This window comes from Labilibaculum sp. DW002 (assembly GCF_029029525.1).
Taxonomy (GTDB): Bacteria; Bacteroidota; Bacteroidia; order Bacteroidales; family Marinifilaceae; genus Paralabilibaculum; species Paralabilibaculum antarcticum.
In genome coordinates, this window is sequence record NZ_JAKJSC010000009.1 from 20,875 (window position 1) to 35,064 (window position 14,190).

Genomic DNA, 14,190 nt, shown 5'->3' on the forward strand with positions numbered 1-14,190 from the left:
TTATTAACCACATCCCAAATAAAACGAGATTGAATCCATATTCTAAAACTAAGGATTTATCCTAATAGCCGATTCGTAGATAAAAATCCCCCTTTCGTTGATTGCATTTTATTATAAAATCAAAATCTCATTCCTTAGCATTAGATTAAATAATAAGAACATTTAAATTATACAATTATGAAAATGAATTTCAAAAAAATAGCAACATTATTAATGATTACTGCATCAATAATGATAGGAGGAAACTTTGCACATGCACAACAAGGACCACCACCAACTCCAAATTCTACACAAATCAAGAAAATGGTAATTGAGTTAAGTGATACTCTTGATTTAGATGCCGATCAAACTAAGGATATTGCAGAATTATTTACAGATCATTTTAAAGAAGTTAAAGAAAAATTTGCATCAGGAAGACCTTCAAGAAAAGATATGGAAAATTTGGACACCAAATTCAAAAAGGAGGTAAACTCGCTGTTAAATGAGGAGCAACAAGAGCAGTTTGAAGCTTATATGAAAAAGAACAAGCCTCAGCAAAGCCGACCACAAAGACGTTAAAAAAGAATCGTAATAGTAGATAAATAGTGTGCAAATTACCAGGATTCTCTTCTCATAGAGGGTTCTGGTATTTTTTATTACAAACTATTTTATCAATACATAACAACTATTAGAAACCCTCCTCTTGTAATTCAAACTCTCCCGTTCGTTGATAAAATTTACCAGTTCGTTGATCAGATTTCTTTCCTTCTATAGGTTCATGTTACTTTACTATATAAAAGGTAATAACATCACATAAAACGAAGCGATGGCAATAGAAAATATTAACGGATGCATAGGATGTGGAGTTTGCATACAAACCTGTCCTACCGACGTAATTCGTCTGGGTCCAAAAACAGAAAAAGCAACAATAAAATATCCGGCAGATTGTCAAATATGCCATTTGTGTAGAATGTATTGTCCGGTAGATGCCATTACAATTTCTCCGGAAAAATCGATACCAGTAATTGTTTCATGGGGCTGATTATGGAAAAACAAATTAAAACATACAATATCATACTGGCAATTGCCGTATTTATTGGCTTACCGATATTATTTTGGGCGCTGGGAGATTTTCCTCAACGCAGTAGCTTAAAAGAAGCATTATCTTTAATTACCCTACTCTCATTTAGCTTGATGATAGGACAGTTCTTTTTGGCACGAAGCAATAAAAAGATCCTAAAAGCTCACAAAATGAGTTTGGTAGTTAAGTATCACAAATACATTGGATACATCTTTATTTCTATTCTTTTGGTTCATCCTTTTTTAATCGTTATTCCACGATATTTTGAAGCAGGCGTAGAACCAAAAGATGCATTCATTACTATAATTACAAGCTTTAACAGCACAGGAATCATCTTTGGAATAATTGCCTGGGTCTCCATGCTTCTTTTAGGCTTAACTTCTTTTTTTAGAAATCAACTAGGCCTAAAATACAAAACCTGGAGAATAATTCATGGTATCTTATCGATCTTTTTTGTTGGCATAGCACTAGTTCATGTTATTGATTTAGGGAGACATTCCGATACCGTACTTAGCACCTTTTTTATTAGCCTTTCGGCAATAGGAATTCTTTTATTGCTTAAAACCTACTTCTTTAAAACGTCTGGAGGAACAAAATAATGGATACAAAAAACGAAATGACACGCAGAAAATTCATGGGATTAGCTGGTGGAGCAATTGGCATGGCCACTCTTGCCTCTATGGGAATAGCTGGCTGGGCTGCGAACCAAGCTAATATCGATCCAAAAAATTTAGAATATATTGAACAGGACACAGATGTATTGGTGGTTGGAGGCGGTATGGCTGGCCTATTTGCCACAGTTAAAGCTCACGATGCTGGCGCAAGAGCAATCATGGTTTCTAAAGGAAGATTGGGTTCATCTGGACAAACACCTTTTGCAAAGGGTATATTTGCTTATGATCCGAATACCGCAAAAGTCTCTATTGATGAATTTGCTGAAACGGTCTCTCGTTCTGCACTAGGATCAAACAACTCGGTGTATACCAAACAAATGGCAAAGCATTCTTTAGCCAGAGTTAACGAATTAAAAGAATGGGGTTTTTTCGATTCTGCACTTTACAACAAAGCTTTTAGTAAGCCAATAAACGAACGAAACATATCTCTTTTGGAAAGAATTGTAATCACAAATCTGATAAAAGAAAAAGGTAAAATTGTTGGTGCAGCAGGTTTTTGTTTAGATGAAGAAAAAGTATACATTTTTAATGCAAAAAGTGTAATTCTTTGTACTGGTGCAGGTGGATTTAAACCTAATGGGTTCCCTATTTGCGACTTGACCCATGATGGTACAATTATGGCTTATAACATTGGAGCCAAAGTAACCGGAAAAGAATGGAACGATGGTCACCCAGGGCAAGCGACAAACGCAGCTGACTGTTTCACTGGATGGCACGGCATGTTCGAACGCAAACCAAGTGTAAATGGAATAGAAGTACATCACGATTTGGGTGTGGACATAAATTACATGGCTTATTCCAGTGGAAATCCTGTGCAAATGGGACCTCCGGGTGCTGGTGGAAAAAGTAAAGTTTCTGGTGGACCATTCACACCGACTGAATTCAGTAGAGGTGGACAAGGGAATCGTAAAGATGCACCTAAGGATGGGCCTAAAGATGGAAAAAGACCACCGCGAGGAGAAAAACCAGGTGGCGTTGGTAAACCAGGAGAAGGTGGAGGTCCTCCTGGAATGGGTGGCACTTCTGTTGGAGGATCATCTGCAGGAATGGCCATACACAAATCGGAAGGTTTAGTTCCTATTAACGACAAATGCGAATCAAATATCCCAGGCCTTTATGCTGCCGGAGATGCACTAGGTTCTTATATGTCTGGAGGTATTTACACGCAAATAGGTTCATCATTAGCAGGCTCCGCTGTTCAGGGTGCAATTGCTGGTGAAGCTGCTGCAGAATATTCTGCCAACACCACAGTACCTGCAATTTCAAAATCTTTAATTCAAAAGATAAAAGAAGAAATGTTAGCACCTTTGCATCGCGAAGCTGGATACAGTCCTGCATGGGTAACGCAAACATTACAAGGCATTATGATTCCAAACTTTGTTTTGTATGTAAAAAAAGAAAACATGCTAAAGGCAGCCCTAGCTTATGTTGAAGAATTACGCAACCATCATGTTCCTATGCTTAGAGCTGCTGACATGCACGAACTTAGACTAGCACATGAAACGGTTAACATGATTGCAACAGCAGAAATGAAGTTGAAAGCATCGCTTATGCGAAAAGAGAGTCGCTGCAGCCATTACCGTATGGATTATCCTGATATGGACAATGAAAACTGGCAAGCTTGGATTAACATTTTTAAAGGAAATGATGGCAGTATGCAATTTGAAAAACAAGCATTTGGTACTTGGCCTAACAACAATTTTTTAAGTACGGACTCTTAAATAGAATTATTTGGATATTTTTACAAGATACAATCTTTATGTAATATGATGATTACACAAAAACGAAGCGAAAATTTAATATATATACTACTTTGGTTATTAATCTTTGCACTGCCTGTTTTTACTTTAAAAGGTGGAGATGAATTCAACTGGAATCGAGTATTTTTCGAATGGATGCGAACTTTTCCATTTCTAATAATTTTCATTATTAACAATAGCTTACTGGTTCCAAAATTACTTTTCCGTAAAAAAACGCTTTTGTACACCGTTTCAGTAACGGCAATTATCCTCGCATTTTCAATATTTAATGATTTGCCTCGATTATTACATGAATATTTATTTCAAGAACCAAGTCTAGGTCCAAGACCAGGTCCACATGGTAATCCCATGCGTCCGGGAGGACCTATGATGCAAGGAGATCCTTTTGGTGGATTTCGCGAACCATTAAATGATAGGCCTCCTTTGCCAATTGGAAACAAACCTTTTAGTTTTCTAATATTTGAAAACATCATTATCGCATTCTTAGGTGTTGGATTTAACAATGCAATAAAACTAGGAGTACGTAGACAAAAAGAGGTATCGCAGCACGAGGAAAAAGAAAAAATCCATTTGAAAACAGAACTTTCCTTTCTTCGTCAACAAATTAGCCCGCACTTTTTTATGAATACACTTAATAACATCCATGCACTAATCGAAATGGATCAAATTCAAGCACAGAAGTCGGTAATCGAATTGTCGAAACTAATGCGATATCTGCTGAATGAATCGCAAGAAGGAACGGCAACAATCAAAGCTGAATTTGAGTTTTTAAACTCTTATATCGATCTAATGCGTATACGTTATTCAGATAAAGTGAAAATCGATATCAATCTTGATATTAAAGAAGATCACAGAAAAATCCCTTCTCTCCTCTTTATCTCATTGGTAGAGAATGCATTTAAATATGGCATTAGTTATTCTCATGAATCGTATATTTCTATCCACGCAAAACAAGATCAAGAACAATTATTTTTCGAAATAAAAAACAGTGTATCCAACAAATCGAAAACAATAGAAGGAACTGGTGTTGGTTTGGTTAATTTGAAAAAACAACTAGATATCTTATTTAATGGAACCCAAAATTTCGAAATCATTGAAAATGAAAAAGAATATCTCGTAAAACTTATAATACCTTTACAAAATGATTAACTGCATAGCCATAGACGATGAACCATTAGCATTAAAACAGATCTCTAATTACATCGAGAAAACTGCCTTTTTGAATTTACAGGCTGGTTTTGACAATGCCATGGATGCTTTGCAATTCATCTCAAAAAATGAAGTTGATCTGATTTTCTTAGACATTCACATGCCTGATTTAAGTGGAATGGACATGGCGAAATCGCTCAACAACGGACCGGAGATTATTTTCACCACCGCTTATAGTGAGTATGCTCTTGATGGCTTTAAAGTAAATGCACTTGACTATATCCTAAAACCATTGGATTACGCAACTTTCTTAAAGTCTGCACTAAAAGCTCAAACTCATTTCGATCGTTTGAATACAGCCAGTGAAGATGTCAATGTTAGTCCCGATCATCTGTTCATCAAATCGGAATACAAAATTATTAGAATTGAGATAGAGAACATTCTTTACATCGAAGGAATGCGTGAATACGTGCGCATTCATCTTGAAAATGCAAAACCATTGATGACACTTTTGAGCATGAAAAAAATTGAACAGAAACTATCTGACTCATCTTTTATGAAAGTGCATCGTTCCTATATCGTGAATCTCAAAAAAATTACAACTATAGAACGCAATCGAATTATCTTCGATGATGTTTACATCCCTGTTAGTGACCAGCACAAAGATAAGTTTCAGAACTATATTGATAACAATTTCTTGATTTAAGCAAATCAATTTTATATTCTGTAAAATCTTAACAATACACCCTTTTCCATTTTTTTCTCTGTGTGTCTTCGTGCCCTCGGGAGTAAATGAATAGTCGTTTTGCTCTTTCGTATTCTTAAATAAAAATTACCAAGGAGAACATCGAGCAACACAGAGGTTATCTTTTATTCGAACTACTTTGTGGTTAATTTATCACCAATCAAAAAAGCTTAACCTTTAAGTATTTAACAGTAAAACACAAAGAATATTCCTCTTACTATTTTTCCTCTGTGTGCCTTCGTGCCCTCGGTGGTAAATATTTTTAAGAAATCAATACTCATCTTTCAACCACTGAGTTCACTGAGATACACAGAGGATTTACAATATTCCAATACTACTCTTTTCTTTTTTCTCTGTGGAACTCCGTGTCCCTCAGTGGTGACGTTTTTAGCACAAACAGGATTCATTTTTTAACACAGAGATCACGAAGACACACTTAGGATTTAAAATCTTCCAATCCTATCATTTACACGAATCCCAATTCGTTGATAAAATCTCCCGATTCGTTGATTCCTTTTTCAAAGCAGCCTTGTTCACCATATTTTTGAGGCATATCAATCAACAATAGGTGCATATGAAAACACATTCTTTTGACAGCATTACACTAAGTGAAATGGATCAGGTGAAGTTGATGAACAGAACTGATCAGAAGTTTTGGTTTCACAGCGATTACCTTCCAGAATTACTTGAGATGGTAAAAAATCAGTATTTCCTTTTGCATATTGATGGTGAAAATAAATTACCATATGCAACCACTTATTTCGATACGGAGAACAATCGAATGTTTGCAGCTCATCACAATGGGAAATTAAACCGGTTCAAAATCCGAAAAAGAAGCTATGTAAATTCTGGCATTAGTTTTTTGGAAACCAAGTTCAAAAATAACAAAGGACGAACCATTAAAAAAAGAATTCCTTGTGCATCACCTAACGGCAAATTCACAAGTACCGAATCTCAATTTATCGATTCTCACACGCCCTTTTTTACAAGAGAATTAAAACCCTCTTTAGGCAATAATTTTTCACGATTGACATTAGTAAATAAAAATTTTAAAGAAAGATGCACCATCGATTTAGACATTGAATTTAAAGTAACAGACCGAATTGTCACACTCGACAACTTGGTGATTGTAGAAATCAAGTCGGATGGAAAATCAACAGCTTCACCATTAGCTCTTGCCTTACGAGAGAACAGAATTAAAACCAGTGGATTTAGCAAGTATTGCGTTGGAAGAAGCATAACAGATCCACAGCTAAAAGTCAATGCTTTTAAGCCAAAACTAAGAAACATAGAAAAAGTTACCCAAACAAAAATATTAATCTAATTAAAATAATCATGCTCGAACTATTACAAATCTCTGACACCATTGTCAATGCAGTACCAACAGTAAGCGAAATTAGTACCTGGGAAGAAGAATTGCGTTTTTTAGGAATAAAACTGATTAATGTTGGCGACTTTCTTGAACTTATTGTTCGTTTCACATTTAACACCGCATTAATTTTCATGGTAACCCACGGAATGTATGCTAAAAATAGTAGCCGAAAAGATTTTTATTTCAGTTATCTCGCCATAGGTGTGATTGTTTTCTTACTCTGCTTCCTGCTAAACAGTGTAAAATTAGAACTAGGATTTGCCCTTGGTTTGTTCGCCATTTTTGGAATTATTCGATACAGAACCGATGCAATCCCAATAAAGGAAATGACTTACCTGTTCATTATCATTGGAATATCAGTAATGAATGCTCTTTCGAATAAGAAAGTAAGTTACGCCGAGCTGATGTTAACCAACTCACTAATTATTGCAGGTCTTTGGTTCTTGGAAAAGCGACTAATGCTTAAACAAGAAAAATCGATCAAACTGATTTACGAAAAAATTGAAAACATCCACAACAATAAACACGAGGAGATGCTACTTGATTTTGAAGATAGAACAGGAATTAACATCAGTCGTTACGAAGTTGAAAAGATCGATTTCCTTAGAGATGTAGCAGAAATAACCCTTTACTACAATGTAAATGGTCAAAATAAAACAACTAAATAATCGTGAACCTATGAAGATACAAATCAAAAATACCTATCTCCTAGCATTCCTTTTTCTACTCTTTGCTTCATCAGCGCAAGCGCAAGAAGTAGAAAATGAATTTCAGACAAGAACCTCATTTACGGCTAAAACAAAACTGTTTAAAAACTTCAAATTAAGCGTAAGCCCAGAATTTCGATTCGATGAAAACTTATCCTTAGATAAATATTTATTAGAAGCAAAAGCATCCTATAAGCTATTCGATTATTTTTCGTTGGGAGCAGGATACAGATTCTACGGAAATAAGAGAGAAACAAAAAGCACCGAATACTACAATCGCTATTCGCTTAGCGCCAAATACGAAAGATCATTTTATCGATTTGATCCATCTATTAAAGTAAGTTACTCCAACTTTTCCGATGATGATTCGGATAGCAATTTATTGCGTTACAAAGCTGCAGTAAAATACAACATCAAAAAAAGCAAATTTTCTCCTTATGCAGGATTAGAAGCTTTTCAAGAAACAGATGGAGGCGACTTGGCTAAAATGCGTTATTTTCTTGGAACAGATTATAAAATATGTAAGAAAAATTACATTCAAGCCTCTTACAAGTTCGATTACTTTCAAAATGAATTTAAAAACAAACACATTGTAAGCATAGGCTATAAACTAAAATTCTAAATCAAATATTATGAAATTAAAATATCTATATCTACTGGCACTTATTATCGGAATGTCATTCGCTTGTCGCGATGATGAAGCAATTGAAGAGGTAACTGAAGAAATTGAAGAGGAAGTTGTTGTTGACACTGAAACTTATCCCGACTGGACAGATGCAACGCACAGTAAAAGTGCAGAATTAAACTACGCAACAGTCTTCAATCAAAATGAAGTTTTGCGTTTCGATATCAAGATTGATTCAGACGATTGGTCGGACATGCAATCAGATTTATCTTCCAATTTAGGAAGTAGCGGTGGAAGACCTGGACAGCAAACAACAAGCGATTATGATCCAATTTGGGTGCCTTGTTCTTTTACTTTTAACGATACCGAATGGTACCATGTTGGCATCCGATATAAAGGAAACTCAAGCTTAAGTTCGGCTTATCAATCGGGCAACAAAAAGCTTTCTTTCAAGCTCGATTTTGATGAATTTGAAGACGACTATCCATCTTTAAAGAACCAACGTTTTTATGGTTTTAAACAGTTAAACCTGAACAATAACTTCGACGATTCTTCTTTAATGCGCGAAAAAGTAGGTGCAGACCTGTTTCGCCAGTTTGGATTGGCTTCGGCAGAAATTGCCTTTTGTGTGGTCTATGTAGACAATGGATCTGGATCGCAATACTATGGTGTTTATGCATTAGTAGAAGAAGTTGACGATACTGTATTGGATACCCAATTTACAGATGGATCTGGTAATTTGTACAAACCCGATGGTGATGCCGCAAGTTTTGCAAATGGTTACTATGACGAGGATGAAATGGAGAAGAAAACCAATGAAGATGAAGCTGATTTCTCTGATGTAAAATCGCTATATACAATTATAAATAGCAGCGATAGAACAAACAATACTGCTGTGTGGAAAACGAATTTGGAAGCAGTATTTAATGTGGATGGGTTCTTAAAATGGTTGGCTGCCAATACTGTAATCCAAAATTGGGATACGTATGGTAACATGACACACAACTATTATTTATACAATGATCCGAGCACGAGTAAGCTTACCTGGATTCCTTGGGATAACAACGAAGCTTTCCAAAACGGAAAACAATCTGGCGCACTAAGCTTTTCTTTAAATGAAGTTAGTTCTTCGTGGCCCTTAATTAGCTATTTGGCTGATGATACCGATTACAAAAAAGTGTATGAAAACTACCTTCTCCAGTTCGTAAACGAGGTATTTATTCCATCGGAACTTAGCGATACCTACACTGCTCATTACAATTTAATTAAAGATTATGCTTACGCTGAAGAATCGGGATACACATATATCGGGTCCAATTCTAGCTTCGACTCAGCCGTAGAAACACTAAAATCTCATGCACAATCGAGAAAAGATGCAGTAACAAGTTACTTGAAGTAAAAATTAAAATAAAATTGCTTTATGACAAAAAAAAATAAATTATCCTTGCTGTTTACATTGCTTCTATCCCTCTCTCTTTTCTCTTGTGAACGAGATACAGACTCAGAAGAATACGAAGAAGAAAGTGAGACAATCAGCGAAGAAACAGATAATGTAGAAAGTCATGAAAGCACTGAAGATTATTCTTGGGATAGTACTACCGAAATTTCGGTAGTACTTAACGATAATTCGATTGTCAGTAATGCCGATGGAATCAGTACAAATGGAAGTACACTTACCATCAAGGCAGCAGGAAATTATAACATTAGCGGTTCCCTTTCCGATGGACAGATTATTGTTGATACCGAAGATGAAGACATTGTTCGTCTTATTTTAAATGGTGTTGATATCAACTGTACCTACAACTCTCCCATTTTTATTAGAAGTGCAGAAAAAACCATGATCGTTCTTGAAAAAGGCATGCAGAATTACCTAAGCGATGGTAATGTCTACACCTACGAAGAAGAAGATGATGATTCGAACGCTTGTATTTACAGCAAAGACGATATGACCATTTACGGCGAGGGCTCTTTGCTTGTAAAAGGAAATTTCAACGATGGAATTACAAGTAAAGATGGACTGATTATAGACAGTGAGTTGATCACGATAAATGCAGTGGACGACGGCATACGTGGAAAAGATTATCTGATTATAAAGAATGGTGATTTTTTGATAAGCTGTGGTGGTGATGGCTTAAAATCGGACGAAGAAGAGGATGATGCAAAGGGCTACATCTCTATTACAAACGGTAATTTCGAAATCACATCAGATGGCGATGCAATTACCGCAGAAACTGATGTGCTCATTTCCTATGCTGAGATGGACCTCATCGCCGGTGGAGGAAGTGCTAGTAATACTTATTCAAGCACATCTACAAAAGGAATTAAAGCGGGTTCACAGATTATCATCGAAAGTGGAGTTTTCAGTATCAGTTCTGCTGACGATGCCATTCATTCGAACGGGATAATTACCCTTAACGATGGTGTTTTCGAGATTGCTTCTGGTGATGATGGAATACATGCTGATGCTGATTTAGATATCATTGATAGCTACATTAACATCAGTGAATCCTACGAAGGACTGGAAAGTGCAGAAGGAAATATCAACATTTACGATGGCGACATCTTCACAATATCAAGCGATGATGGAATTAACATCTCTGCAGGAGGCGGTTCTTCGGGCCCAGGAACAAAATCGACTGGCACGTACGCCCTGAATATTTACGGAGGCTATATTGTAGTAGATTCGAACGGAGATGGATTGGATTCGAATGATGCTATTGTAATGAGTGGTGGAATCGTGATTGTAAGTAGTTCTGCAACAAATGAGAATAGCGCATTGGATTACGATGGTTCTTGCATAATTAGTGGTGGATTGCTTGTCGGATCTGGCACCTCACGAATGGACGAAGCTCCTAGCACTGCTTCAACACAATATGCTGCTAAAATAACTTTTAATAGTACCCAGCCGGCCGGACAAATGGTTCACATCGAAAGTGCCGATGGAGATCAAATTCTGACCATAAAACCAAAAAAGGCATTTCAGTCGTTCGTGGTATCTTCTCCAGATTTAAAAAATGGCGTAAGCTACAACATCTATTTGGGTGGCAACTCGAACGGATCAAAAACAAATGGATTGTACACTGGTGGCACCTATAGTGATGGCAGTCTCTATTCAAGCTTTACGATATCAAGTAAAGTAAGTCTTATCGATTAATTCATAAACAATACACATTTAGTTAGAAAGAAGGTGGCGGCATTGATGAGAATCAATTCGCCACCTTTACTTTTACTAGCCTATAAAACATTTCCTAAACTGATTCCAAAAAAAATCGTTCTTGGAGAAATTGGCCCATACACATAGGTAGCATCTCGAGAGTTTCCATAATCAGGATCGTCTTGAAATGAATTGAACAAATTCTTTACACCAGCATTAAATTCTATTTTCATCTGATCTCCAAAATCGATGTGATAAGCAAACTTGAAACCCAAATCGTAAAAAGAGTTGGTTTTCACCAAAGACTCCTCTATCAGCATACCATTTTTATCCAATCCTCCACCTAGGTGTACCATATGCATTGGCCCAGTATAGGTTCCATTAATTGACAGTTCGGTATGATGAGATGGATTCAAATTCACGAGAAGATAGCCATATTGGTTTGGGCTTCGCAAAACTTTATCCGTAAAGGTATTTTCACCCTGGTTTAAAGCAGTATCGTACTTGCCATTCTGAAGGGTGAAACCCAACTGACAGTTTACCACATGAGAAGGAACCAATTTGTACTCAAAATTTACACCCGCAACATCCGATCCTCCTGCATTGGTTCGCAAGGCAATTAAATCTTGCGAATTATCTGGATTTGGAATGTAATCATTGTAGAATGGATTGTTTAAACGGTTGTAAAACCCTTCCACCAAGAAATAAGATTCCCACTTATTCATTGTAAAATCCCATTCAGCAGAAAGCAAGTAAGTATTCGATGTTTCCTCTTTCAAATTCTCATCTAATTCGTGCGTAATGGTTCTGGCTGTTGATGCCTCAATGTGCAAATCCTCATCGAATATTTGTGGCGCACGGTATCCTCTAGCATAACTTGTTCTGACATTAATATTCTCACTTAGCTTAAATTGCAGATTAACACGAGGACAGAATACACTATTTGAAAAGACAGAATGATCGGCATCATTTTTAATACGGTAAGAATCAAATCGTCCTCCAACAAGCAAGTTCATAAAATTAAGATCCCATTTTACCTGAGCATACGAACCAAAAGTATTGTATCGCTGATCTGAAATCACCGTATTTTCAAGCATCAAATTCTTAATTGGATCGAAATAACCCAGCTTCTTATCTTTTAGTGTATTGTACGTATTCTCGATACCCAACACAATTTTCGCAGGTGCCATTAGAAATTTATCTAAATCAGTAGCATACTGTGTTCCAATAACACTGGCAATATCTTTTGTAGAGCCGAAAGCACTATAATCTGGTCGAGGAACTGTATAGGGATTTCCATCAGCATCCTCAAACATTTGTGTGCCATAATAAGTTTCACGATCGGTATATTGCCCCGATACAAAAGTCGATAATTTGTGCTTCCGCTCTTTATCCAAATATAAATCCCAGGTTAGGCCTCCAGCATGAATATCATGTTCTACCTGCTCAGCAATTTCCGAATTAAAAGGCAATCGATTTAAATGATCTCCACCACGACGATATTCGTTTATAAAATGATATTCTGCGGATAGTTTACTTCTATCTGAAAAACGATGGTAGGCTTGCATACCAGCTCCCTTACTCTTTATTTCAACTAGATTTGAGAAACCATCATTTGTTGCATCCCAGGCTTCTCTTTCTCGTTTGACACCAAACAAAAACATACCTGTTTTTCGGTCATCTGAAATAATAGAAGAATTAAAGTCAATATTAAAATCATTAGCCTTATCGTTAAGGCCCACACCCAATATATTATTTTGAATGTTAAGGCTAAAGTTGTTGCTAATAGGGTCTTTGGTAATTACATTAATAGTTCCTGCAATGGCGTTTGAGCCAAAAAGAGCAGAACCACCACCACGAACAATTTCGATACGCTGAATCATAGACGTTGGAATATGCTCTAATCCGTAAACACTGGCTAAACCACTAATAACTTGTCTACTATTAATCAGTATTTGAGAGTAATTTCCTTCCATACCATTCATTCGCACTTGGTTAAATCCACAATTATTGCAATTGTTTTCGACACGGATGCCAGGAGCAAACGCAAGACCTTCAGCTAACGAACAAGAGTTTACTTGCTGTAAGCTTTTGGCCGATAACATATTTACAATTACAGGCGCTTCCTTACGACTAACCTGACTTCTGTCTGCACTTACAACAATCTGTGCGAGTCCTATTACATCTTCCGATAAGGAAACCTGAAGATTTACGGGAACATTTTCCTGAATCTCAAATTGCTTACGCATTGGTTTAAAACCTACACAAGAAAACTGTAATTCATGTTTTCCGGGTTTTAAATTGCCCAGCAAAAAAGCACCCGAATCGTCGGTTAAAGTACCATTGGTACTGTTGGGAATCGAAACTGTTACAAAAGGAAGTGGGTCTTTCGACGATTGGTTAACTACCATGCCTTTAACAACCCCTCGGTAGTTATTTGGCATTGAAAATAAGCTAATACTCACCACAAAAAGCAAGTAAACAATAGCGCATAATTTTTTCATCATTTTGTTTTTTTGATTAAAAAATATGCTCTGGAAATAACTGGAAGGTGCACAGAAAGCCCAATACGAGCCCTATCAAATAGAATAACTGTACATCATAAACCCTTGTCCCGGAGCAATGATCTCTGTTGCAATGGCAGGTCTTCTGACTTATCTCTATCTGTTAACGCCTTCCCATCAGCCTTAGGCTGACAGTGGCACGTGTTAAAGATGTAACGAGAATTACAGCTACGGGCACAGTTCCGGGTTTACACCGGATTCCCTATTGAGCTTTCGCACCAATTGCAGCACAAATCTATAAACTATTTTGCTTTTAAGTTAAATGTAAAAACATGCTATAAAACAATATTTAAACACTTAGTATTGCTTATTCGCTTGCGCGATAGATAAGAATAATTTGCAATTAATAATGATTAGCTTATGAGATATTACTCACAAAA

The 14,190-nt window shown here is 36.5% G+C and carries 12 protein-coding genes and 1 riboswitch; of the genes, 11 read left to right on the forward strand and 1 reads right to left on the reverse strand.

Annotation, left to right across the window (positions count from 1 at the left end):
• Positions 1-177 precede the first annotated feature (177 nt).
• From L3049_RS19700 to L3049_RS19750, 11 genes are all read left to right on the forward strand, one after another.
• Entirely contained in the window at positions 178-558 is a 381-nt protein-coding gene (locus L3049_RS19700; protein WP_275111550.1) for a hypothetical protein, read from the forward strand.
• A 247-nt stretch (positions 559-805) separates the two neighbouring features.
• Positions 806-1,021 carry a 4Fe-4S dicluster domain-containing protein gene (locus L3049_RS19705; protein WP_275111551.1) on the forward strand — a complete coding sequence of 72 codons (216 nt, stop codon included), beginning with the start codon at positions 806-808 and terminating at the stop codon, positions 1,019-1,021.
• A gap of 2 nt (positions 1,022-1,023) precedes the next feature.
• Positions 1,024-1,659 carry a ferric reductase-like transmembrane domain-containing protein gene (locus tag L3049_RS19710; RefSeq protein WP_275111552.1) on the forward strand — a complete coding sequence of 212 codons (636 nt, stop codon included), beginning with the start codon at positions 1,024-1,026 and terminating at the stop codon, positions 1,657-1,659.
• Positions 1,659-3,455: an FAD-dependent oxidoreductase gene (locus L3049_RS19715; RefSeq protein ID WP_275111553.1), complete on the forward strand. Its 1,797-nt coding sequence runs from the start codon at positions 1,659-1,661 to the stop codon at positions 3,453-3,455. Before L3049_RS19710 ends, L3049_RS19715 begins: the two co-directional genes overlap by 1 nt.
• Before the next feature lie 45 nt (positions 3,456-3,500).
• Complete coding sequence (locus L3049_RS19720; RefSeq protein WP_275111554.1) at positions 3,501-4,643, forward strand: sensor histidine kinase; 1,143 nt, start codon at positions 3,501-3,503, stop codon at positions 4,641-4,643.
• The gene (locus tag L3049_RS19725; RefSeq protein WP_275111555.1) at positions 4,636-5,349 is read left to right on the forward strand and encodes a LytR/AlgR family response regulator transcription factor; all 714 of its coding nucleotides are present in this window, start codon (positions 4,636-4,638) and stop codon (positions 5,347-5,349) included. The genes L3049_RS19720 and L3049_RS19725 overlap by 8 nt, the downstream gene beginning before the upstream one ends.
• Before the next feature lie 613 nt (positions 5,350-5,962).
• Positions 5,963-6,712, forward strand: a complete 750-nt coding sequence (locus L3049_RS19730) for a polyphosphate polymerase domain-containing protein (protein ID WP_275111556.1) — start codon at positions 5,963-5,965, stop codon at positions 6,710-6,712.
• 11 nt (positions 6,713-6,723) lie between these two features.
• Positions 6,724-7,428 carry a DUF4956 domain-containing protein gene (locus L3049_RS19735; protein WP_275111557.1) on the forward strand — a complete coding sequence of 235 codons (705 nt, stop codon included), beginning with the start codon at positions 6,724-6,726 and terminating at the stop codon, positions 7,426-7,428.
• A 10-nt stretch (positions 7,429-7,438) separates the two neighbouring features.
• Positions 7,439-8,089, forward strand: a complete 651-nt coding sequence (locus L3049_RS19740; protein ID WP_275111558.1) for a DUF2490 domain-containing protein — start codon at positions 7,439-7,441, stop codon at positions 8,087-8,089.
• Positions 8,090-8,099: 10 nt separating this feature from the next.
• Positions 8,100-9,491, forward strand: coding sequence for a CotH kinase family protein (locus L3049_RS19745; RefSeq protein ID WP_275111559.1), 1,392 nt, complete (start codon positions 8,100-8,102; stop codon positions 9,489-9,491).
• 21 nt (positions 9,492-9,512) lie between these two features.
• The gene (locus tag L3049_RS19750) at positions 9,513-11,246 is read left to right on the forward strand and encodes a carbohydrate-binding domain-containing protein (RefSeq protein WP_275111560.1); all 1,734 of its coding nucleotides are present in this window, start codon (positions 9,513-9,515) and stop codon (positions 11,244-11,246) included.
• Positions 11,247-11,326: 80 nt separating this feature from the next.
• On the opposite strand, the gene L3049_RS19755 is transcribed toward L3049_RS19750, so the two are convergent.
• The gene (locus tag L3049_RS19755; protein ID WP_275111561.1) at positions 11,327-13,750 is read right to left on the reverse strand and encodes a TonB-dependent receptor; all 2,424 of its coding nucleotides are present in this window, start codon (positions 13,748-13,750) and stop codon (positions 11,327-11,329) included.
• A gap of 118 nt (positions 13,751-13,868) precedes the next feature.
• A riboswitch (cobalamin riboswitch) is annotated at positions 13,869-14,049 on the reverse strand.
• Positions 14,050-14,190 lie beyond the last annotated feature (141 nt).